The organism is Paenibacillus sp. FW101-FHT12H11 (assembly GCF_058790355.1).
This window is the reverse complement of the sequence record NZ_JBYTCO010000008.1, coordinates 410,253-431,867: the sequence shown is the minus strand read 5'-3', so window position 1 is coordinate 431,867 and position 21,615 is coordinate 410,253. Positions and strand designations below refer to the sequence as shown.

14 protein-coding genes and 4 tRNA genes are annotated in these 21,615 nt (G+C 46.0%); 15 read left to right on the top strand and 3 right to left on the bottom strand.

Features of this window, described 5'->3' with window-relative positions:
* The 10 genes from AC3WTJ_RS26090 to lacZ all read left to right on the top strand — a co-directional run bounded on the left by AC3WTJ_RS26090 (position 1) and on the right by lacZ (position 10,297).
* Positions 1-76 (top strand) — tRNA-Asn (locus tag AC3WTJ_RS26090).
* 18 nt (positions 77-94) lie between these two features.
* A tRNA-Val gene (locus AC3WTJ_RS26085) sits at positions 95-167 on the top strand.
* 10 nt (positions 168-177) lie between these two features.
* Positions 178-253: transfer RNA gene (locus tag AC3WTJ_RS26080), tRNA-Phe, on the top strand.
* Positions 254-259: 6 nt separating this feature from the next.
* Positions 260-330 (top strand) — tRNA-Trp (locus AC3WTJ_RS26075).
* Between the two features lie 219 nt (positions 331-549).
* Positions 550-2,091 (top strand): response regulator transcription factor, encoded by a 1,542-nt coding sequence (locus AC3WTJ_RS26070; protein ID WP_492524301.1) that lies wholly within the window; start codon positions 550-552, stop codon positions 2,089-2,091.
* Between the two features lie 23 nt (positions 2,092-2,114).
* Complete coding sequence (locus AC3WTJ_RS26065; protein ID WP_492524300.1) at positions 2,115-3,881, top strand: cache domain-containing sensor histidine kinase; 1,767 nt, start codon at positions 2,115-2,117, stop codon at positions 3,879-3,881.
* Positions 3,882-4,079: 198 nt separating this feature from the next.
* Positions 4,080-5,387 (top strand): extracellular solute-binding protein, encoded by a 1,308-nt coding sequence (locus AC3WTJ_RS26060; RefSeq protein ID WP_492524299.1) that lies wholly within the window; start codon positions 4,080-4,082, stop codon positions 5,385-5,387.
* 116 nt (positions 5,388-5,503) lie between these two features.
* The gene (locus AC3WTJ_RS26055) at positions 5,504-6,367 is read left to right on the top strand and encodes a carbohydrate ABC transporter permease (protein ID WP_492524316.1); all 864 of its coding nucleotides are present in this window, start codon (positions 5,504-5,506) and stop codon (positions 6,365-6,367) included.
* The gene (locus AC3WTJ_RS26050; RefSeq protein ID WP_492524298.1) at positions 6,367-7,191 is read left to right on the top strand and encodes a carbohydrate ABC transporter permease; all 825 of its coding nucleotides are present in this window, start codon (positions 6,367-6,369) and stop codon (positions 7,189-7,191) included. The genes AC3WTJ_RS26055 and AC3WTJ_RS26050 overlap by 1 nt, the downstream gene beginning before the upstream one ends.
* 61 nt (positions 7,192-7,252) lie before the next feature.
* Positions 7,253-10,297, top strand: coding sequence for a beta-galactosidase, LacZ type (lacZ, locus tag AC3WTJ_RS26045; RefSeq protein WP_492524297.1), 3,045 nt, complete (start codon positions 7,253-7,255; stop codon positions 10,295-10,297).
* Here the strand turns inward: lacZ and AC3WTJ_RS26040 are convergent.
* A complete protein-coding gene (locus AC3WTJ_RS26040) occupies positions 10,294-10,554 on the bottom strand; it encodes a hypothetical protein (RefSeq protein WP_492524296.1) in 261 nt (86 codons plus the stop codon). The two genes, lacZ and AC3WTJ_RS26040, sit on opposite strands and share 4 nt — an antisense overlap.
* A 902-nt stretch (positions 10,555-11,456) precedes the next feature.
* Between AC3WTJ_RS26040 and AC3WTJ_RS26035 the strand changes: the two genes are divergently transcribed.
* Complete coding sequence (locus AC3WTJ_RS26035; protein WP_492524295.1) at positions 11,457-15,413, top strand: PA14 domain-containing protein; 3,957 nt, start codon at positions 11,457-11,459, stop codon at positions 15,411-15,413.
* 54 nt (positions 15,414-15,467) lie between these two features.
* Here AC3WTJ_RS26035 and AC3WTJ_RS26030 read toward each other — a convergent pair whose 3' ends face one another.
* The gene (locus AC3WTJ_RS26030; RefSeq protein ID WP_492524294.1) at positions 15,468-16,112 is read right to left on the bottom strand and encodes a peroxiredoxin-like family protein; all 645 of its coding nucleotides are present in this window, start codon (positions 16,110-16,112) and stop codon (positions 15,468-15,470) included.
* Positions 16,113-16,292: 180 nt separating this feature from the next.
* On the opposite strand from AC3WTJ_RS26030, the gene AC3WTJ_RS26025 reads away from it, so the two are divergent.
* Together AC3WTJ_RS26025 and AC3WTJ_RS26020 are read left to right on the top strand one after the other, a co-directional pair.
* Positions 16,293-16,892, top strand: coding sequence for a TetR/AcrR family transcriptional regulator (locus AC3WTJ_RS26025; RefSeq protein WP_492524293.1), 600 nt, complete (start codon positions 16,293-16,295; stop codon positions 16,890-16,892).
* A 90-nt stretch (positions 16,893-16,982) separates the two neighbouring features.
* Positions 16,983-18,395, top strand: a complete 1,413-nt coding sequence (locus AC3WTJ_RS26020; protein ID WP_492524315.1) for an MATE family efflux transporter — start codon at positions 16,983-16,985, stop codon at positions 18,393-18,395.
* A gap of 30 nt (positions 18,396-18,425) precedes the next feature.
* Here AC3WTJ_RS26020 and AC3WTJ_RS26015 read toward each other — a convergent pair whose 3' ends face one another.
* Positions 18,426-19,271 (bottom strand): AraC family transcriptional regulator, encoded by an 846-nt coding sequence (locus AC3WTJ_RS26015; RefSeq protein WP_492524292.1) that lies wholly within the window; start codon positions 19,269-19,271, stop codon positions 18,426-18,428.
* A 124-nt stretch (positions 19,272-19,395) separates the two neighbouring features.
* On the opposite strand from AC3WTJ_RS26015, the gene AC3WTJ_RS26010 reads away from it, so the two are divergent.
* Together AC3WTJ_RS26010 and AC3WTJ_RS26005 are read left to right on the top strand one after the other, a co-directional pair.
* Complete coding sequence (locus tag AC3WTJ_RS26010; protein WP_492524291.1) at positions 19,396-20,589, top strand: Gfo/Idh/MocA family protein; 1,194 nt, start codon at positions 19,396-19,398, stop codon at positions 20,587-20,589.
* A gap of 16 nt (positions 20,590-20,605) precedes the next feature.
* Complete coding sequence (locus AC3WTJ_RS26005) at positions 20,606-21,433, top strand: sugar phosphate isomerase/epimerase family protein (protein WP_492524290.1); 828 nt, start codon at positions 20,606-20,608, stop codon at positions 21,431-21,433.
* Positions 21,434-21,615: the final 182 nt, after the last annotated feature.

Genomic DNA, 21,615 nt, shown 5'->3' with positions numbered 1-21,615 from the left:
TCCCTGATAGCTCAGTTGGTAGAGCACTCGACTGTTAATCGAGTTGTCACAGGTTCGAGTCCTGTTCGGGGAGCCATTTTCTTGATTATCGCATGGAGGCTTAGCTCAGCTGGGAGAGCATCTGCCTTACAAGCAGAGGGTCGGCGGTTCGATCCCGTCAGCCTCCATTTTATCTAAGGCTCGGTAGCTCAGTCGGTAGAGCAGAGGACTGAAAATCCTCGTGTCGGCGGTTCGATTCCGTCCCGAGCCACCATGTTATAGGGGCATAGTTTAAAGGTAGAACAAAGGTCTCCAAAACCTTTGGTGTGGGTTCAATTCCTGCTGCCCCTGTCCAAAAAGAAGCTATAATCTTTTCTGTTATACATCTAGGAGCTGCTACGGCAGCTCTTTTTTGTATTCCATTTTTCAAAAAAGGTTGGTATCCTAGTATTTCATGCTATAAGCATAACGCTCGTCAAGAGCTATAATTTCATTTATAATCGTGCAAGATATCGCACAAAATACGTCGTACTGGTGGTAGATGATGTAAATCTGGATGAGGAGTCTGTTATGACGATTTATTGCAAGGTTCTGATTGTTGATGATGAGATGTTGGTGCGCCAAGGCATCCGGCATCTTCTGGATTGGGAAAGCGAAGGGTTTCAAATTGTTGGTGAAGCCTCCAATGGCAAAGAAGCGTTAGAGATGGTTCATTTGTACCAACCGAACATTGTGTTGACCGATATTGTCATGCCGGTGATGGATGGTGAGGAATTGACGAGAATCGTAAAGGGTATGTATCCGGAGATGGAAATCGTCGTGCTCAGCAGCTTCGGAGAATTCGAGTATGTTCGCTCTACGTTTCAAAGCGGTGTCGCTGACTATATGTTAAAACCCAAACTGGACGCGGTATCCATGTTGGCTGTTCTGAAAAAAACGGCAGAACGAATTCCTGCTTTTCAACACTCGGTGTGGAAAAGTGAGAAAAAGCAGTCAGTCGATTACATCCTGGACAAGCTGATTTCGGGTTATTCCGTTGATTATGACAAAAATGAATTAAGTACGATAGTTCCGTATGCCAGTTTTGTCTTACTCTCGGTGGTTCAGGATAAATCCGTGTCCTTGACCCGAAATGAGGAATGGTTAGAAGCGGCTCTGAAAGCGATCATTCAAAATAGGGATAGACCCGTCGCTACACGCCGTTTTTCGCATCAAGACGGCTATATTCGCTACCTGCTGAATCTGGACAACTCCGCACAAGAGGACGCCGTACAGATCGCCCAGCAGCTGCTTGAAGCCGGCGATAAAGGGCATATGTCCATCGTCGTGGCGCTCAGCCATGTTTTTGAGCATCTATCTGAGCTGCACGATATTTATACCAATGACATGCTGAAAGTGTTGGATCACCGCTTCTTTCTGCCGGATCGCAGACTTCTCATTGTCAATGAATTGGAGAAGCAGGCGGAGAAAGGCGCTCCTTTTGACATGGAGGCGTTCACGGCAGAATTGAATCATCAAGAGTTCGATCTGGCTTTTGGGCGTCTAAGCACATACGCTCACTCGATGAATGGCAGACTGGATACCGACATGTTTGAGTTTAAATCTTTTTTGGACCACAGCCTGTTTAATATTATTGTTACGCTAAAGCATTTTCACTATGAGGCAAGTTCGTTGGATGAAGGCAAATACGAGTATTTTCGCGCGATTCATGAGGCTGAGCATATTGGGGAAGTTATTCTTTTGTTAGAAAAGTTTTTGAATGAGGCTGTATCATGCGTCAGCGATAATCGAACGGGATCTCCGGGCATTCAGAAAATTTTATTGTATATGGACAAACATTTTTCGCAGCCACTGACGTTAACAGAAGTCGCCAAACACTTCCACTTCAATCCTTCCTACTTGTCCAATTACTTCACGGTTCATAATAAAGAAGGTTTTAATGAATATTTGAACCGGATTCGGATCGATAAAGCCTGTACGTTGCTGCGCGAAAATCCTAATCTCTCCATTTCAGAAATAAGCAATCTCGTCGGATACTCCGATCACAGCTACTTTACGAAGGTGTTCCGAAAGCTGATGGGAATTTCCCCAAGTCACTATCGCAAAAAATAAGCTTGAAGGGACTACGATCCATAATGGGAGCATGGGTAAAAAAAATAACCGATCAAAGTCTGTTTACCAAAATGTTTATTGTGATGGTCGTAAGCATTATTTCCGTCACGATTCTGACCTCTTGGGTATCGGTTCAAATGTCGCAGAAACTTTTCGTCCAAACGTTCAGTATTACCAATTCCAAAATTATCAACCAGATCAAAACGGGATTAGACGCCATTCATTATTCCAATATAAATATAGCCATTAGTGTCGCGCAAAGCGGCGCGATTAGAAGCTTCCTAACCGAGGGGGATACGGATTCGTTAACGAATTTCAAAACGAATTTCAGCATGAGTGATCAGATGAAGCGAATTCAGTCCGGGATTGGGGCCAAAAATATTGGCATCAGCGTCCTGGGCATGAATGGCAGGAGCTACGTGAGCGATGTCACCTATTGGTCCGGCTCCTCGAAGGAGCTCCAGAACAGCCCACTAACACAAGAGACATGGAAGCAGCCCGGCAGGATATTATACAGCTTCATGAGGGCGGGAACATGGGGCTCCAATGAAGATCGGATTGTTGCCACCAAAGCGCTGCTTTCTTCAGAAAGCAAAGAAGGTTATGGATCGCTTTACATGATGATTAGAGAGAGTGATTTTAAGAAAATCTATGCGAGCTTCACAAGTCAAGGCAATGATGTCATGATTTTGAATCAAAATGGTTTGATTGTCTCTAGCAACAGGGAGGACCTGATTGGAACGATTTCCGAGGAACTCTTGTCGAGCGCCAAGCAAGCCCAGCAATCTCAAGCGACAAGTCAAGAAATGACTTTGTTTAATCATGACGTCATCGTTTTGGCAGATTATTTACCCATGTATGATTTCTATCTCGTCAATGTGATTGATAAGCAAATGACACTGGGCCAGATGCTCAACAGGAAGGCCTTATTTATGATTGGTGCCGGTATCGTATTGACGGCTGTGCTTGTTGTCTATTTTATCACTCGCAGAGTAACGCGATCTTTAAGAACGCTTGTCATGAAGATGTCGAACATTACCAAAAAGAATTTTCTCAACTACATGGCGGTGACCGGTTCGTATGAGACAAGAGAGCTCAGTAATGCTTACAACTATATGCTTGATGAGCTTAACGATTATATTATTCAGCTGGTGGAGACACAGGAGGAGCAGCGGAAGGCCGAGTTAGCTGCGCTGCAGCAGCAAATTAACCCACATTTTCTCTATAATACGCTGACTTCCGTTAATATTCTGGTTCAACAAGGGAGTAAAGAAAAGGCCACGGACACGATTCATGCGCTGATTTCTCTGCTGCAAAATACGATTAGTAATGTGAAAGACACGATATCTGTTGAGCAGGAACTTTTGAATTTAAAACATTATGTATTCATCAATCAGGTGCGCTATGGGAATGGCATTAAGGTGGATTATTTCGTTTCGCCGGACTGTTTGAAGTCGCAAGTGCCAAAATTAATGCTCCAGCCATTTATCGAAAATGCGTTTTTTCATGCTTTTAATAAAAAAACGACGGGATATATTTATGTCATTATCACGAAGGAGGGCGATACGCTGCACTGTGAAATCGTGGATAACGGCGATGGCATGGACCTTGCAGAAGCGCAAAGCGAGCAGCGTACCTCAACGAGTGCCAGGCAGCTTTTTACAGGGATTGGCATTCGCAATGTGCATGATCGCATCCTGCTTTTATACGGAGACAAATATGGAGTTTCCATTACGAGCACGCTTGGGCAAGGAACAAAAATTGCCATTAGTCTTCCCTGGCGAACTTAGCAAGTCCCCCCATGTATAGAAATCTAAAGAAAGTACAAATTATAAATAAAGTACCAAAATGGTCATTATGATAGCGGATACAAAACACAAGAATTTCGCTAATTATGACAAAATTTTTTCTAACAGAAGGGATTTCCGAGATGCTATTCTTTTAAAAGAAAGCATTTTCAAAAAATCAAAACTACACGGGGGGCGCACATGAAAAAGAAAGTTTCAACCATTTTATTGGCTAGTTTTTTGCTGCTATCTGCATGCTCAAGTAAAGCACCTGACACAACTGGAACAGCGACAGGGACTCCAACTGGAACAGGAGCAGCGAAGGAAATTACGGTCTGGGCCTGGGATAAGAACTTCAACATTGCAGCTATGAAGCTGGCACAAGAGGCTTATGCGAAAGATCATCCTGACGTGAAAATAAACATTGTTGAATACGCGCAAGATGATATTATTCAGAAGTTGAACACGGGGTTGAACTCCGGGACAACGACAGGTCTACCGAATGTTGTGCTGATTGAAGATTATCGTGCACAAAGCTTCTTGAAAACATATCCTGATTCCTTTCAAGATTTGTCGGCATCCATTAAAGCATCCGATTTCGCAGATTACAAAATCGGTCCAACAAGTTTGAATGGCAAACAATATGGCCTTCCATTTGATTCCGGAGTAACAGGTTTATATGTTCGCTCGGACTATTTACAACAAGCTGGTTATAAACTAGACGATTTGAAGGATATTACTTGGCAGCAATTGATTGAAATCGGTAAAGCGGTTAAAGCTAAAACAGGTAAGGATTTGTTAACGCAAGATCCGAATGACCTTGGCTTAATTCGTATGATGATTCAATCTGCAGGTGCTTGGTATCTGAAAAGCGACGGTTCTACACCGGATCTGAAAGATAATGCAGCTCTGAAAGATGCTTTTGCTACATACAAAGAGTTGATGTCCGCTAACATCGTTAAAATCACGTCAGATTGGAATTCCTTCCTGGCTGGCTTCAACAGCGGCAGTGTAGCAGCTGTACCGACAGGAAACTGGATCACGCCTTCCATTAAATCGCAAGCTGACCAATCTGGGAAATGGGCGGTTGTACCTTTTCCTAAGTTGAAAAATACAGCAAGTTCCGTACACGCATCAAACCTTGGAGGCAGCTCCTGGTATGTATTAAACAACCCTGGTAAAGAAGCGGCAGCTGAATTCCTTGGTAAAACACTCGGTTCCGACGTGAATCTGTACCAGAAGTTAGTAACTGACGTTGGTGTTATCGGTACGTACAAACCGGCAGCAACAGGTGAAGCTTACACGAAAGCGGATGATTTCTTCGGAGGTCAAAAAGTCATTTCCGATTTCGCAACGTGGACGACTCAAATTCCTAAAGTAAACTACGGCATGCATACGTATGCGATTGAAGATATTCTGAAAGTAGAAATGCAGAACTACCTGAAAGGCACGGATATCAATAAAGTGCTAAGTGATGCCCAGTCTCAAGCGGAGTCTCAAATTAAGTAAGTTTTCCAATAAACCTAAGGGCGCTGACCCCCGAATTGCATGATGGTGCAAGCGGGGGACAGCGTTTCGATTTTTAAATGCAATATAGGAAGGATCTGGATAAATTGAACTACTCGATGAGTAACCGTGTAAGACTGACAGGCTGGCTGTTTATCGGTATAGCGGTATTGATGATTTGTTTGTTTTACTTCTATCCCATGATTCAGGCGCTGTTGCTGTCGTTTAAAACCGGCGCAGGAGCTAATCTGCATTTCAATGGCGTCAGCAACTATAAGCGGCTTCTGAGCGATAAAACGTTTTTCACTGCTGTAAAAAATACGTTTCTATACCTAATCATTCAGGTCCCGATTATGATCATTCTCGCGATGATGATCTCCGTTCTATTGAACGACAGCAAACTTCGTTTCAAAGGGTTTTTCCGTACAGCGATTTTCTTGCCTTGTGTTACCTCGCTTGTTGCCTACTCCGTCGTATTCAAATATTTATTTGGCAATGATGGACTCATCAACTTGGCTTTAGTGAAAATGCACTTGATTGCACAACCGATTCAATGGATTTCCGATCCCTTCTGGGCGAAAATTACGATTATTATTGCCATTACGTGGCGCTGGACAGGATACAACATGATTTTCTTCCTTTCCTCTTTGCAAAATATCGATAATTCGATTTATGAAGCCGCACGCATCGACGGAGCTTCTCCGTTCAAACAGTTTTTCTTTATTACGTTCCCAATGTTAAAACCAATTGTTCTTTTTACGTCGATTACATCTACGATCGGAACCTTGCAATTGTTTGACGAGATCATGAATATTACGAAGGGTGGCCCAGGAAACGCAACCCTCTCCATATCGCAGTACATTTACAACCTTTCCTTCAAGTACACACCTGATTTTGGCTATGCGGCGACAGTTTCCTATTCGGTTGTAGCTATGATCATTGTGTTATCTGTCCTTCAAATCAAATTGGCAGGTGATAAATAATGAGAGTTCTCAATCGCACAATTGTCTATGTCTTCCTTATTGCCGTAGCCGTGATTTCGATTTTTCCATTTCTATGGATGATCGTTAGTTCAACGAATCTTTCTGTGGATGTCACGCAGGGAAGAATGCTGCCGGGTACGCATTTTGTCTCTAACTTTAATAAACTGGTTGATTCCATCAATCTCGTTCCTGCACTGTGGAATTCCCTTAAAATTTCTGTATCGACCACGATATTGGCATTGCTCGTTGCTTCGCTCGCGGGATATGCTTTCGAAGTTTATCGGAGTAAAGCAAAGGACGTCGTATTCAACTTGCTGCTTCTCTCCATGATGATTCCGTTCGCAGCGTTAATGGTTCCGCTTTACCAAATGTTCTCCAGCTTGTCAAAGACGGTTCCTTTTCTTGGAATCAACACGATGAATGCCGTTGTTCTTCCAACGTTTACAACAGCTTTTCTCATTTTCTTCTTCCGCCAAAGCACGAAAATGTTTCCGAGAGAGCTGCTGGAAGCAGGGCGAATGGATGGATTAACGGAATTAGGCCTGTTTTTCCGAATTTATATGCCGACCATGAAAACGACCTATTCAGCTGCAGCGATTATTACGTTCATGTCCAGTTGGAACAACTACTTGTGGCCGCTCATCGTGCTGCAAACACCGGAGAAACGAACAATTCCTTTATTGATTTCGAATTTAGGATCTAGTTATGCACCGGATTTCGGGGTCATTATGACCGCTATTGTCATTTCGACGATACCGACAGCGCTTGTGTTTTTCCTTATGCAAAAACAATTTGTTGCAGGTATGGTTGGTTCAGTAAAATAGGAGCTGATAGCAGTCAAAATAGAGGAGTTATTTCAGTTTTAATTCTCAGGAGGCATTATTCATGAAACATTCCGTACCAAGCCTTGATTGGCTGCAAGATGTGCGTGTTTTTCGAGTTAACAGGTTAGACGCTCATTCCGACCACCGCTATTATGGCTCGATGGCGGCTGCTGAAGCAGGCGCTTCCATGGACATGAGACATAGCTTAAATGGCAGCTGGCAGTTCAGTTACGCGCCAAATGCAGCAAGCCGTGTGCAATCGTTCTATCAATTGGATTATAACTGCAGCAGTTGGGAGCATATCCAAGTGCCGGGACATATTCAGCTGCAAGGTTGGGGACAGCCGCAGTATGTGAATACGATGTATCCTTGGGATGGCGTAGAAGCACTGCGTCCTCCATTCATCTCGCAAGAACATAATCCCGTGGGCAGCTATGTGAAAAATTTCCAACTCCCTGACACGATGAAAGGAAAACCGGTTTATATCTCCTTCCAAGGGGTTGAATCAGCTTTCTACGTATGGCTTAACGGGGAATTCGTCGGTTATAGCGAAGACAGCTTTACGCCTTCGGAATTTGATCTTACGCCTTATATTCGTGAAGGTGAGAATAAGCTGGCCGTTGAGGTTTATCAGAGAAGTACGGGAAGTTGGCTGGAGGATCAGGACTTCTGGCGGCTATCAGGCATTTTCCGGGATGTATACGTATATACGGTTCCTAAGGTGCATGTGTGGGATCTGCGTGTAAAGGCAGACTTGGATGATGCGTATGTGGAAGGATTGCTTGAAATTGACCTCGATCTCCGAGACGCTCATGCGAAAACAGCAAGTGCCAAGCTTGAATTAAAAGATGCTAAGGGGCAGACGATTCTCACAGAATCGGGTGAATTCCGAAACGGAAAGCTGTCTTTCAACCTCGCAGCGGGCATTGTTCAGCCATGGAGTGCAGAAAATCCCTATTTATATGCGGCTTGTATCTCGATCTACGATGAGAACGGAAATTTGGTCGAGGCCATCGTGCAAAAAACCGGCTTCCGCCGATTTGAGATGAAAGACAAGCTGATGTGCTTGAATGGCAAACGAATCGTATTCAAAGGTGTAAATCGCCATGAATTCAACAGCCGCAGCGGGCGAGCCATCACGAAGCAGGATATGCTGTGGGACATTCAAACACTCAAACGCAGCAATATCAATGCGGTCCGGACTTCCCACTATCCTAATCAGACCTTATGGTATGAGTTATGCGACGAGTATGGCGTCTATGTCATCGACGAGATGAATTTGGAGACACACGGATCGTGGCAGAAAATGGGGGCTGTCGAGCCTTCGTGGAACATTCCGGGCAACGATATGCAGTGGCAGGATATCGTGCTCGACCGGGCGATTTCGATGGTCGAACGCGATAAGAATCATCCTTCGATTCTTATCTGGTCCTGCGGAAACGAATCTTATGCCGGTCAAGTGATTTTGAACGTAGCCGATTACTTCCGTGAGACGGACCCAGGCCGACTTGTTCACTACGAGGGCGTATTCCATAATCGTGATTATGACGCTACAAGCGATATGGAGAGCAGAATGTATGCCAAGCCTGCGGACATTGAAGCGTATCTCAACAGCCAGCCGGGCAAACCGTATATCAGCTGCGAATATATGCATGCGATGGGCAATTCCGTCGGAGGGCTTCACAAGTATACGGAGCTGGAAAACAAACATCCGATGTATCAAGGCGGCTTTATTTGGGATTATATCGATCAGGCGATTATGAAAAAAGATCGGAATGGTCGTGAGTTCTTGGCCTATGGCGGGGATTTCCAAGACCGTCCTACGGATTACAGCTTTTGCGGAAATGGACTGGTATTCGCTGATCGTCAGCTTACGCCTAAGATGCAGGAAGTTAAATTCCTTTATCAGAATATCAAGTTGGAGCCTACAAGAAGCCATATTAAAGTAATTAACGAAAATTTATTTGTGAACACAGATCCGTACGTGCTTGAATATCGCCTCTATCATGAAGGCACGGAAATTAGCAATGGGTTTAAGGCTGTTGCCGTTGAGGCGCAAAGCGAAAGCATCATTCCAATCGAGCTGCCAGACGTGAATGGGCAATCAGGCGAATATTGCATCCAGGCTTCATTGGTGCTCAAAGAGTCAGCGATCTGGGCCGACGCCGGGTTTGAGACGGCATTTGGCGAATCCACTTTCATCATAGAAGCAACCGTACAGAATGAACAACCTGCCGGTGAAGTCAACGTGGTGGAGGGAGACGTCAATATCAGCGTCACAGGAAAAGGCTTCAAGGTCATTTTCTCGAAGCAGGTGGGCTCGCTTGTTTCGCTTAGATATCATGGCCGGGAGATGATTGCGATACCTCCGGCACCGCTATTTTGGCGGGCAACCACAGACAACGATAAAGGTACGGCAATGGGCTATACGGCCGGTGCTTGGTACGCTTCGAGCCTGGCGCGCAAATGTGTCGGCACGGAGTTGAAGCAAGAGAAAAGCTCGGCAACGGTTGCCTTTGAATACAGATTCAGCATTAGCTCTGAAGTCAGCGTTCGCATTGCTTATACGGTGCACGCGGATGGAACCATTCGGGTTCACACGAATTACAAAGGCGCAGCAGGCTTGCCGAATCTTCCGATCCTTGCCGTTTCCTTCAAAATGTCGGCTGATTATAACCAGTCCGAATGGTACGCAATGGGACCTGAAGAAAACTATAGCGATCGCAGCTTTGGAGCTCGTTTGGGAATCTTCAGCCGTCAGGTTGATCAACTGCCGACACCGTACCTCGTTCCACAGGAATCGGGTAATCGAACCGGTGTTCGTCGGGTGAATGTGACGGATGTGAAGGGGAACGGTCTTATGATTAAAGCTGACCCGCAAGCTCCGGTAGAATGCAACTTGTCTCCTTATACGGCATTTGAGCTTGAGCATGCTGACCATGCTTGGGAGCTGCCGGATGTTCATTATACGGTTGTAACAGTTGCCGGCAAACAAATGGGTGTAGGTGGCGACGACAGCTGGGGAGCTCCTGTTCACGAGGAATATCAGATTCCGGCTGATCAAGAGATCTCGTTCGAGTTCGTTATTGCTAGTGCAGGAAACTAGGTATATGAAAAAAGTCCAAGACACTTGTCTTGGGCTTTTTTTGTCGCCTTGCGTGAAGTGAGCAATTTGCTCAGCATGCCCGCCTCGCACCAAGTGACCATATTGCTCAGCATGCCCGCCTCGCACCAAGTGACCATATTGCTCAGCATGCCCGCCTCGCACCAAGTGACCAATCCGCTCAGCATGCCCGCCTCGCACCAAGTGACCATATTGCTCAGCATGCCCGCCTCGCTCAAAGTAACCAATCCGCTCAGCATGCCCGCCTAGCTCAAAGTAACCATCCCGCTCAGCACATCCGCTTCGCACCAAGTGACCATACCCACACTCCATCACCGCTTAGCGATCGGCTCCTCGCTCCCATGTCTATGTTGCACTATGTACACCATAGAACAGCTTTAACCCCCACAAACGCGCTCTTCCTTGCACAAAGTACAATGAATTCAGTACAAATAGCGTGAAATCAGCGCTATCCTGCCCAAATCGTTGTACTTTGTACAACGTAGAAGGCTGCAGCGGCTGATCTGAGGCCTTAATATTGCACAAAATGCAATATAGCGATGGCGGTGGCCATTATTTGCGGCTGACATTGGATTTCATCCAATGTCACACTCATCCACAACGCGCCTGCGCGTGCAAATAGCGGGAAACTGCGTTATCCTTGCTCGTAGTTTTTGGAAGGGAACTACAGTCCTCTATTTCCTGTAAATTCACTATTTTCCATTTAAAAGGGAACTACAGTCCGCTATTTTGCCAATTTTACGCGAATAACAGGTCATGGTGGCTAAATAAGATCCTGTAGTTCCCCTCGGAAATAAAAACAGCTCATTTTCCTCCAAATAGAGTACCCTAGTTCCTCTAAGCAAAACCTTTGTTCAACTTTAATGCAAATCGCAGGGTGTGGGAGCAGTTGCTGCATAGCGATCTGTCTGAATAGACGGCCGCCAGGTGTAATGCGATGTGCCGCCACAATAGATTGCCATAAAATTACAAGAAATGCCTGAAATCTGTAAATACAAAAGGTTAGAGGGACATATATGCTTGAGATGCGCTCACTTTTGATTTGAGGGTAATGCCAAGTTGAAAAGGAGAGGAGGCATATGCAAGAAGACTCGTTTTATAACCCGTAAATCCAGTAATTCAAAAGAGGAGAATTGTACAAATGAAAACGACCAAAAGGCTTGTGCAGTTATTTATCTTTTCTATGCTGATCTGTATCATTCTTCCGTATAGTTTATCCAAAAGCCATGCGGCAGATTCCAATTCCAATGCAACGAATTATGGCTTGAAAGCAGACTATTACAAGAACTCGGGACCCGATGAGTTTAGGTTTGAAGAATTGGTTACGACTGTGGTCGATCCGTACATTAATTTTAGTTCATTGGAAGGAGCATTCACAACGCTGGTAGGGCAGAACAATCACGTGAATGTGAGATGGACAGGGCAGATTACACCTGAATTCACTGAAAATTATACGTTCTGGATGATTGGCGACAACGGTTTCAGACTATGGATCGACAACAAACTAATTATTGATCATTGGGTTAATGACTGGGATAAAGAACAAACAAGCAGTCCGATTGCCTTGGTAGCCGGCAAGAAATACGACATTAAAGTGGAGTATTTCGAGAATGACGGCGGGTCCAATTTGTATCTAAGATGGGGCAGCCCAAGTGTGCCGAAGCAAATTGTACCTGCGACAGCCTTCACGCTGCCTGCTGATTACGAGAATAGCGGGCCTGTTGCCGGATCGGTTCTGCCTGATGGTTTGCATGCCGAATTCACATTTGCGGAGGCGTTGGAGGAGCTGGGCAGCGGTGCGCGCGAGCAACTTTCAGCTAATGTGCTCGGGAAGGAATGGCCGATTAAATCGGCGGCTTTAAAAGTCGGTGATCCGAAAACGATTCAGATAGAGTTTGAATATCCGATGTATCGTCAAGATGCTCCGATGGCCAATATCGGATATACAGGAGGCGGCGCTCTTGTTTATGCGGCAAGCAGTAAGCCACTCAAAGATTTTTATCTCGCAATCAAAAATGACTCCACCTATCAGATCGAAACGCCGTGGGCAAGCCAAGTCGATCCGAACAATCCGTTGCCGGATTATCCAAGACCGCAGATGGTTCGCGATCAGTGGCTAAACCTGAATGGGAAGTGGGAATTCCAACCCGCCAAGCAAGGGGACGCCCTTCCGACAGGTCAAACGCTGAAAGAGAACATCACGGTACCGTTTGCCGTGGAATCACGGCTTTCAGGCATCCAACGCCAAGAGCAGCTGATGTGGTATAAGCGAAATTTCACGGTGCCGCAAAATTGGAATGGCCAACATGTGAAGTTGAATTTTGGCGCAGTGGATTACGAAACGGACGTCTATGTAAACGGAACAAAGGTAGGAAGCCATAAAGGCGGCTACACGTCATTCAGTTTCGATATAACAAGTCAGTTGAAACCCGGGGAAAATGAATTGATTGTACATGTACTCGATTATACGGATACCCAAGGGGATCAAATCAAAGGGAAACAAACCGTCGTACAACCAGGAGGCATCTGGTATACGTCGGTGTCCGGGATCTGGCAAACCGTCTGGCTGGAGCCTGTCGCTAGCGCAAGCATTGACCGGATGAATATGGTGCCGGATATTTGGAATGGCAAGTTGAAGCTGACCGTAGATGCGGTAAATGGTACAGGTAAGACTGTAGAAGCTATTGCTCTAAAAAATGGCGTTGAAGTCGGTCGCATTAGCGGAAACGCGGGCACTGAATTGCTGCTTCCAGTACCGAATGCGAGATGGTGGACACCGGACGACCCGTTCCTCTATGATCTCAAAGTGTCTTTGAAGGATGGCGGAACAATCATCGATAACGTTGACAGTTACTTCGGAATGAGAGAAGTGAAGCTGGGAAAAGTCGATGGTATCCAGCGTCCATTGCTGAATGGGAAGTTCGTTTTTCAAATGGGCACTTTGGATCAAGGGTATTGGCCGGACGGCCTGTATACAGCGCCAACCGATGAGGCATTGAAATTCGATATTGAAGCCGAGAAGCGAATGGATATGAATATGATCCGCAAACATATTAAGATTGAACCGGCCCGTTGGTACTACTGGGCAGACAAGTTGGGACTTCTCGTTTGGCAGGACATGCCAAGTGGAACCAGCAGAGATGCATCGGCTCAACCGCAATATTACAAAGAATTCGATGAAATGATTAAGCAATTGCAGAATTCGCCTTCCATCATCGTCTATATTGTTTTTAATGAAGGGTGGGGGCAATTCGACAACGGCGGTGACTATACCCGAGAGGCAATTGCCCATGCGATAAAAGCAGATCCAACTCGCCTTATTAATGGAGTTACCGGTTGGTATGATGCCGGAGGCGGGGCCAATGAGTCCAAAGCAGGACATTTCCTGGATTGGCACAAATATCCTGCACCTGAGTCTCCGACGCCTTCGGACTATCGGGCAGCTACGCTTGGCGAGTATGGGGGCGTAGGGCTTCGCGTGCCAGGGCATGAATTCAGTCCTTTGACCGTGTATGCCGGACTGGCGATGAACACGAAAGAAGAGTTAACGGATCAGTATATTCGTTATATTAATACGATCAAAACATTGAAGGATAAACCTGGACTTAGTGCGGCCGTATACACCCAAATCTCGGATGTCGAATACGAAATCAACGGATTATTAAGTTACGACCGCAAAGTGGAAAAGGTTGATTTCGCTCGCGTTGCCGCAGCACATAGGGAATTAATCGGCAGCAGCAATAAGTCCGATCTCCTGACCAGCATTCAAGCGGCGAAGCAACTTCGTGATAACGCCGCTGTGGGAGATGGTCCGGGACAGTACAAGCAGCAAATCGTGAATTTTTTTTCAGCGGCCATTGTAAGCGCACAAGCTGCGTACGACAAGGAACAAACTACCGCGGATGGCATTAAAACAGCGATAGCTGCGCTGGAGGCAGCCACGAAGCAATTCCTCGACAGAGCGAATAATCCGCTGCCTTTTGTTGATACATTTGATGATCGGAATGCGGATGGTTGGACGACCTATGGCGGTGAGTGGAGTGCTGCTAACGGCAACTACACCGTGATTAACGGTGAAGGTTATAAAGCTGTGGCTAACGATACGAAATTCAAAGACTTCACTTATGAAACGGATATCTCCATGAGTGCCAGCCCTAATTTAGCTAATGCCGGCGTCATTTTCAGAGTGAATAATCCAACAGTTGGAACGGATAACTTGCAAGGTTATTATGCGGGCATTACATTGGCAGGTCGAGTTCAGTTGGGCAAGCTGAATAACAATTGGACAGAACTCGTGAATAAAGCGCTACCTTCGGTCTCCGTAGATACGGTTTACAGATTAAAGGTTGTGGCGAAGGGACCAAACATCGATGTTTATGTGAATGATACGCTTGTGGCTAGTGCGGTTGACGGTACCTACACAGAAGGTGCAATTGGCGTTCGCACATACAAGGCTAATGCAACGTTCGATAACATTCGTGTGACTGAAATGGAAGATGCCGTACAACCGAACATGACTTTAGACGGAGCAAGCCTTGTCAATGAAGGTTCGACGTTCGCGGTGAAGCTTGGTGTATCCAGTGTTACAAATTCGGTGTACGGATCAGATGTTACGTTGAAGTATCCGGCAGATTTGTTTGAACTACAGAAGGTAGACTCGGCTGCAGATGCTATTGCCGTTGTTCATTATGTCGATGATCACAAGGGCAGCGTTCGAATGGTGCTCGCGAATATCGGGGGAGATGATCGAAGCAAGCATGAAACGCCGCTTGTTTCGCTGCAATTGAAAGCGAAGGGTTCTCCGAATTCCTCTGGCAACATCTCGGTGCTCCAAGCCATTTTGGCCGATGAAAAAGGGGTGGAGACAGAAGCCGTGCCTGCTGAGCTTACAGTGAGCATTGAGGGATATGTCTCAGATGGCGACTTGAACCATGACAGCAGATATTCGATTGGTGATTTGGCCATCCTTGCTACTCATTATGGGAAAAATAGCAGCAGCCCGGACTGGAATATGGCTAGAGCAGCAGACTTAAATGGCGATGGCAAAGTAGATGTTGAAGATCTGGCGAAAATGGCACAGAAGGTGTTGAGTCAATAAGAAGAATGGAATCATGGCTTTTTTAGCATGATTCCATTTTTTTTATTGTAATCATCAGAGCCTTTTCAAATAATCAATCACTTCCTGCGGCTCCGTTCGATTCATGAAATCAGGATCAACGCGGGCATAACGGAGGATACCTTGCCTGTCAATGAGGTAAGTCGCCGGAACCGGCAGCACCCAGCGATCGCTTGCGTTGAACTTGGCGAGATCCCGTCCAAGTATGTCCGTAAATGTATTTTGAAGATAAGCAGGCAGTTCAAATAAAAGGTTGTAACTGTCAGCGACATGGCCGTTCGGATCACTTAGCACGTGGAACGTAAGCTGTTCTTTCTCCATCTGAGACAGCGAGTTGTCGGGGCTTTGAGGAGAGACGGCCGCCAGTTGGCCGCCGACCTTCTGAATTTCAGGCAGCAATTGCTGATAAGCTCTAAGCTGGACATTGCAAAACGGGCACCATCCGCCCCGGTAGAAGATGAGAATAACCGGGCCATTCGCAAGCTGGTCGTAGAGGGTGATCTGCTCTCCTAGCGGATTGGCTAATGTAAAGTCAGGGGCTTGATCCCCCTCATTCAGACCAAAAACGATACCGGATTGCTGCTGCTCCTGGATATGACGAAAAATATTTTCTTGAGCCAATGCAGGCACTTTCGCGATAAAACCTGCCTTGGTTTGTTCCAATTGTTCGTTCATCGACATGGGACAACGCTCCTTTTTGAATGGAATTTTGGCGCTTCCTTTTGGTTTCATTCTGGAACTCATTTAAATAAAGATACCAATTGGTATCTTTTTATTGTAGCATACATCCAATAAATGGCAATGGATCCCTCGAAAAATTTGTTATAATGAATTATCGACTACGATTTGCACGGAGGGCTTATGAAAAAAGGAGATAGAACCAGGGAACACATCATCATGAAATCTGCTGAGCTTTTTAATCAACAAGGATATGCGGGTTCATCGTTAAACGATATTATTGCCGCCACCGGCATTAAGAAGGGAGGCATTTACCGGCACTTTAGCAGTAAAGACGAAATTGCCCTCGAAGCCTATCAATATGCGGCCGGTACAGTGGGCAGGAGATTCACCGAAGCTATGGAGAAAGAGGAGTCTGCCTCGGGGCGATTGCTCGCTTTTTTCCATGTCTATGAAGACGTTGCGGACAATCCCCCGTTCATCGGCGGGTGTCCTTTGCAGAACACAGCGGTAGAGAGTGATGACACTCATCCGATATTGCGTAATAGAGCGCAGCGCAGCCTTACCACTACTCTGGATATGATGAAGAACATTATTCATGAAGGCATCCGATTGGGGGAATTTAAGGGGGATTTGGATGTAGATGCCTTGGCTACGTTTGCCCTTTCCTTATTGGAAGGAGGCATTATGTTGAGTAAGCTAGAAGGCAACAGCAGGCATATGCATAGGAATATGGCCAGCTTCACTTCGTACCTGCAGCAGTGTTGTTTGAATGTTCATTGAACGGCCGCACCTGCTCCCGGCACCTCGAATCATCTCAGGAAATTCGAATCAGCATACTGGGGACTGCGGACAAATACGGATGGGAAGTGAATCATTAGCATGATGGTACGATTTAAGGCTTATTGCCATGCTATTTTAAACAAATATCTTTCAGGGGAATCGATCGATTACCGACAGGTCATCTCGTTATTTCTACCGATCCTCATCGACCAAGCCTTCCTTGTCGGTTTAAGTTTGGTGAACACGGCGATGATAAGTTCATCAGGCGTGGCGGCGATCAGCGCGGTAAGTATGGTCGATTCGCTCAACATGTTTTTGGTTAACGTTTTTGTCGCCATTGCGACCGGCGGTACAGTCGTAGTGGCGCAGTATAAGGGAAGCGGGAACGATAAAATGGTTTCCAAAGCGGCGGCCAGCTCGCTTTCAGCGGTCACGCTGGTAGCGGTAGCGCTCAGCCTGCTAGTTCTGCTGTTTTATCATCCCATTCTGAAGGTGCTGTTCGGTACGGCGGAGCCGGAGGTGTTCTCCCATGCCGGTACCTATTTGGTGGGCAGCTGTATCTCCTACACGGGAATCGCGATCAAGGAAGCAGTTAACGGAGCGCTTAGAGGAATCGGCAGAACGAGAGTGACCTTGGTGCTGTCTTTGATCATGAACCTTACTTACGTGCTGCTCAATGTCGTATTTGTCCATTATTTGGACATGGGCGTTCTAGGGTTGAGCGTGGCTGTGAATATTTCCCGGTATGTAGCGGCCGGTTGCGCATTATTCTATCTGCTGCGGATGGATGCCAGCCTGAGAATTCAACTTCAGGATGTACTCGAATGGAATTTCTCCATGTTTAAGAAAATCATGTTCATTGGGCTGCCATTCGCAGCGGAGCAGTTATTTTTTAACGGGGGAAAAATGTTAACCCAAATCTATATCGTCAGCCTGGGCACCTATGCGATTGCAACTAACGCGATCAGTTCGGTAATCGCCATGCTGCTGCAAATCCCTTCAATCGCCTTGTCTACAGCGCTAGTCACGGTAGTAGGGCAATGTATTGGGAGGCGTAATATTCAGGATGCGCGCAAATTTACGAGGTCGTTTATGTGGCTGTCATCAGGCTGCCTTTTATTGATGGGGCTGCTGTTACTTCCGTTTTTCAATCCGCTTGTACGAATGTTCAGCCCTCCGGCAGAGATTATGGACGATCTGTATCTCATTATGCTGGTCAATTTCTTAGCTCAAATACCGTTATGGTCGATCAGTTTCCTGCTGCCAGGGGCACTGCGAGCTGCGGGGGATTCACGCTTCACCTCGATCTCTTCGATGCTGACCATGTGGTTGTTCCGGGTTGTGCTCGGCTATGTTTTCGGCATCACTCTGGGTTACGGCGTTATCGGGGTTTGGGCGGCTATGCAATTGGAATGGGGCGTGCGCGGGGCGGTTTTCCTCTGGCGCTACTATGGCGACAAGTGGTACAAACACCGCTTGATCGAACCTACGTGCGGGAAATAAACCAGGAAATAAGCCCCATTCCATCAGGGGTCACTTGAGGGCTTGTTTGCTCGCATAATACTTGGGCAGCACGCCTACTTTTTTCTTAAACATGCGCAGGAAGCCAGTGTAATCATTAAAACCTGACCCCATGCAGGCCTCGGTAACGTTGTAGCCATCTGCGAGCATTTTTTTGGCAAGCGCAATCCGCTTGTAGATGATGTACTCATGGATGGTGCTGCCTGTATGTTTTTTGAAAAGTCGGCTTAGATGATATTTGCTGATAAAAAACATTTTCTCCAGCCGTTCAAGGGTCAAATCTTCCGTGAGATGTTGATCCAGATACGCCAGGATGGGGCTCAATCTTTTCGGCAAATCCATGCCGTTTTCGTTTGCTTGGTTGGTATAAAAGAACCGGTGAACCAGAACAAGAATCTCAATCAAACAGCCGAGTTTCACGAGGGAATCACCCGGGAATGGGTGGTTGATGATTTCATTATATTTCGTAAATAAATCAAGCAAGGCGGAGGATTGTTGTTCGCTAAGCTTGATTTTATTTTTTTCACCGGCGGGACGATCATAGAAGCATTGAAGTGGTTTCAAGTCTTCGGTTTGAAAGAGAGCAATCAGAGCCGGATTAAATTCTATGGTTACACGTTCATATAAGTCGTCTGTCGTGAGCGCAGGTTTATGAATTTCATGCTCATTGGTAATGATGAGATCACCGAATTCCAGAGGGTACATCGTCTTGTCAACGAAATAGTTCACATCACCCCGGATTAAAAAGAAGATCTCACAGCCCTGATGCAAATGAAAATGAACATTAAAGGGGGCTGTTCGAATGGCATGGCGGAATTTCACATGTTCATCAAACTGTTCCAAGTAATCAGAAATCAAGATCATGACCTCCTGTGATGAGAGCAAGTTTATCCACTTTTGAGGCAATTTCATCAAGGAAGTGGTAATTGTAATGATATAGGATGATAGTGTGATATTCAATAGATTTGGGAGGGAACTACCTATGAGTGAGCAAAAAATCAAATTTGGACTTGTTGGCATTGGTAATATTGGCAATACGCATTTGAAGTATTTGAGTGAGATGGACAATGTAACGCTTGTAGGCGTTTGTGATGTAGATAAAGAAAAGGCCGATTTGAATGCCAAAACGTATGGGACGACGGCTTATTACGATGTCTTGGATTTATTGGACAACTCCGGGCTGGATGTCATCATTATCGCCGTTCCCCACTACGATCACCCATACATTGCCATTGAGGCTTTCAAACGCGGGATTCATGTCATGTGTGAGAAACCGATCGCCGTTCATGTCAATGATGCCAACCGCATGATTGAAGCTTATGAATCCGCTAAAGAGACATACCCGGGCCTCCAGTTTGCCATTATGTTTCAAGAAAGAACGCTGCCTTTCTATGCAAAACTTAAAGAAATTGTGGAAAGCGGAGAGTTGGGACAACTCACTCGCGCAACTTGGATTCATACCAAATGGTTCCGCTCCCAGTCTTACTATAATAGTGGCGGATGGCGGGCGACATGGGCCGGCGAGGGCGGCGGCATCTTGACGAATCAGTGTCCGCACACGCTCGATATGTATCAATGGCTGTTCGGGCTGCCTTCGCTGATTTCCGGTCATGCGCATATCGGTAAATATCATGACATCGAAGTTGAGGATGAAGTAACTGCTTACTTTGAACATTCAAACGGCATGATCGGGCATTTGATTGTGACGACAGCTGAGCTGCCGGGCACGAACCGCCTGGAAATCGTCGGCGATACCGGTAAACTCGTGTTGGAGAACGGGAAGCTGCTTCACTATAAATATGAGCAATCCATGCTCACGTTCACGAGAGAAACGGAGCAAAAATTTGCCACTTGGCAGATTGAACCGGAGGAAGTTGAAGTGGATGAGAATGCTCCTAATGGCCATCATGTCGTAACCGGCCGCTTGGTTGACCGTCTCTTGGGCAAGGAGATTGACTTGATTGCTGAAGGTCCTGAGGGGCTGGGCTCTTTGACGCTGGCTAATGGCATCATGCTGTCTTCCTTCCAGAAGCGCCCTGTTGAAGTGCCAATTGACGGTGATGCTTTCCAATCTCACTTGGACGAACGGATCAAATCCTCTACATTTGTGAAAAAAGTCGTCGCAGAATCTAAGACGCAAGAAGATATGTCAGCTTCTTTCGGCAGCAGCAAATAATAAAGGAGAGATAGCCATGCTTAAAGCAAAAATTACTTGTTTCGCCGATGAAATCTCGCAGGATTTGGAAGAACAGTTAGACGTGCTGCAGCAAGAGGGAGTCTCCTATATCGAGCTGCGGAATGTATGGGGCAAAAATGTCTTGGAATTGAATGATGAGGAACTCTCCTCCATTCGTCAAGTATTGAAAGAACGCGGTTTTCAGGTATCTTCCATTGCTTCTCCCATCGGCAAATATCCGGTTGCGGAAGAGTTTGGTCCCCAAGTACAAGCGGTTCAGAAGGCGATTCATGCAGCACACGTGTTAGGAACCCCGTACATTCGTATATTTTCCTACCACCCGCCCGAAAATGCGGATCTCGATACGTGCAGAGACGAAGTGCTGCGTAGAATGAAGCAATTGACGGAGATCGCAGAACAGAACAACGTTGTCCTCATTCTAGAAAATGATAATAACTTGTACGGAACGTCGGATGAACGTTGTTTGGAAATTTTACAGCATTGCGTGTCCGATTCCCTGCGTATGGCTTTCGACCCAGGTAATTTTGTTAAGAATGATATAAAACCGATGCAGGACGCGTATCCGAAACTTCAAACCTATACGGATTACATTCATATTAAGGATGCTACATTCGAACCGAAGCTATTTGTTCCTGCGGGAGCGGGTGACGGAGAAGTGGATGCACTGTTGTTGTCTCTAAAAGAGAGAGGCTACGACGGATTTCTGTCTGTTGAGCCGCATTTGCAGCATTACATGCCGCACGCGAGTAATCCTAAACGTGTTGTCACTGCGGTCCGCGCACTCAAGCAGCTGCTTGAACGGACGGAATACCAGTGGGAGTAAATTCATAAGTAGAAAAATAGAGCTCAATCCATTTGGATTGGCTCTTTTTTAGATCATGGACTGTTTATAAATCCCGTGGAATAAAGTGAGATAGGCAGCTGAAATCGGGAGGAGTCGAAGGCAGTGACTTATTTCATGTATCCCTATATGGGTTGGAAGCAGCAATGCACGAATGTTCCTAT

Bases quoted from the DNA above. Each gene is read 5' to 3' on its own strand.
- AC3WTJ_RS26070 (WP_492524301.1), top strand. From the start codon at position 550: ATGACGATTTATTGCAAGGTTCTGATTGTTGATGATGAGATGTTGGTG.
- AC3WTJ_RS26065 (WP_492524300.1), top strand. From the start codon at position 2,115: ATGGGAGCATGGGTAAAAAAAATAACCGATCAAAGTCTGTTTACCAAA.
- AC3WTJ_RS26060 (WP_492524299.1), top strand. From the start codon at position 4,080: ATGAAAAAGAAAGTTTCAACCATTTTATTGGCTAGTTTTTTGCTGCTA.
- AC3WTJ_RS26055 (WP_492524316.1), top strand. From the start codon at position 5,504: ATGAGTAACCGTGTAAGACTGACAGGCTGGCTGTTTATCGGTATAGCG.
- AC3WTJ_RS26050 (WP_492524298.1), top strand. From the start codon at position 6,367: ATGAGAGTTCTCAATCGCACAATTGTCTATGTCTTCCTTATTGCCGTA.
- lacZ (WP_492524297.1), top strand. From the start codon at position 7,253: ATGAAACATTCCGTACCAAGCCTTGATTGGCTGCAAGATGTGCGTGTT.
- AC3WTJ_RS26040 (WP_492524296.1), bottom strand. From the start codon at position 10,554: ATGCTGAGCGGATTGGTTACTTTGAGCGAGGCGGGCATGCTGAGCAAT.
- AC3WTJ_RS26035 (WP_492524295.1), top strand. From the start codon at position 11,457: ATGAAAACGACCAAAAGGCTTGTGCAGTTATTTATCTTTTCTATGCTG.
- AC3WTJ_RS26030 (WP_492524294.1), bottom strand. From the start codon at position 16,112: ATGTCGATGAACGAACAATTGGAACAAACCAAGGCAGGTTTTATCGCG.
- AC3WTJ_RS26025 (WP_492524293.1), top strand. From the start codon at position 16,293: ATGAAAAAAGGAGATAGAACCAGGGAACACATCATCATGAAATCTGCT.
- AC3WTJ_RS26010 (WP_492524291.1), top strand. From the start codon at position 19,396: ATGAGTGAGCAAAAAATCAAATTTGGACTTGTTGGCATTGGTAATATT.
- AC3WTJ_RS26005 (WP_492524290.1), top strand. From the start codon at position 20,606: ATGCTTAAAGCAAAAATTACTTGTTTCGCCGATGAAATCTCGCAGGAT.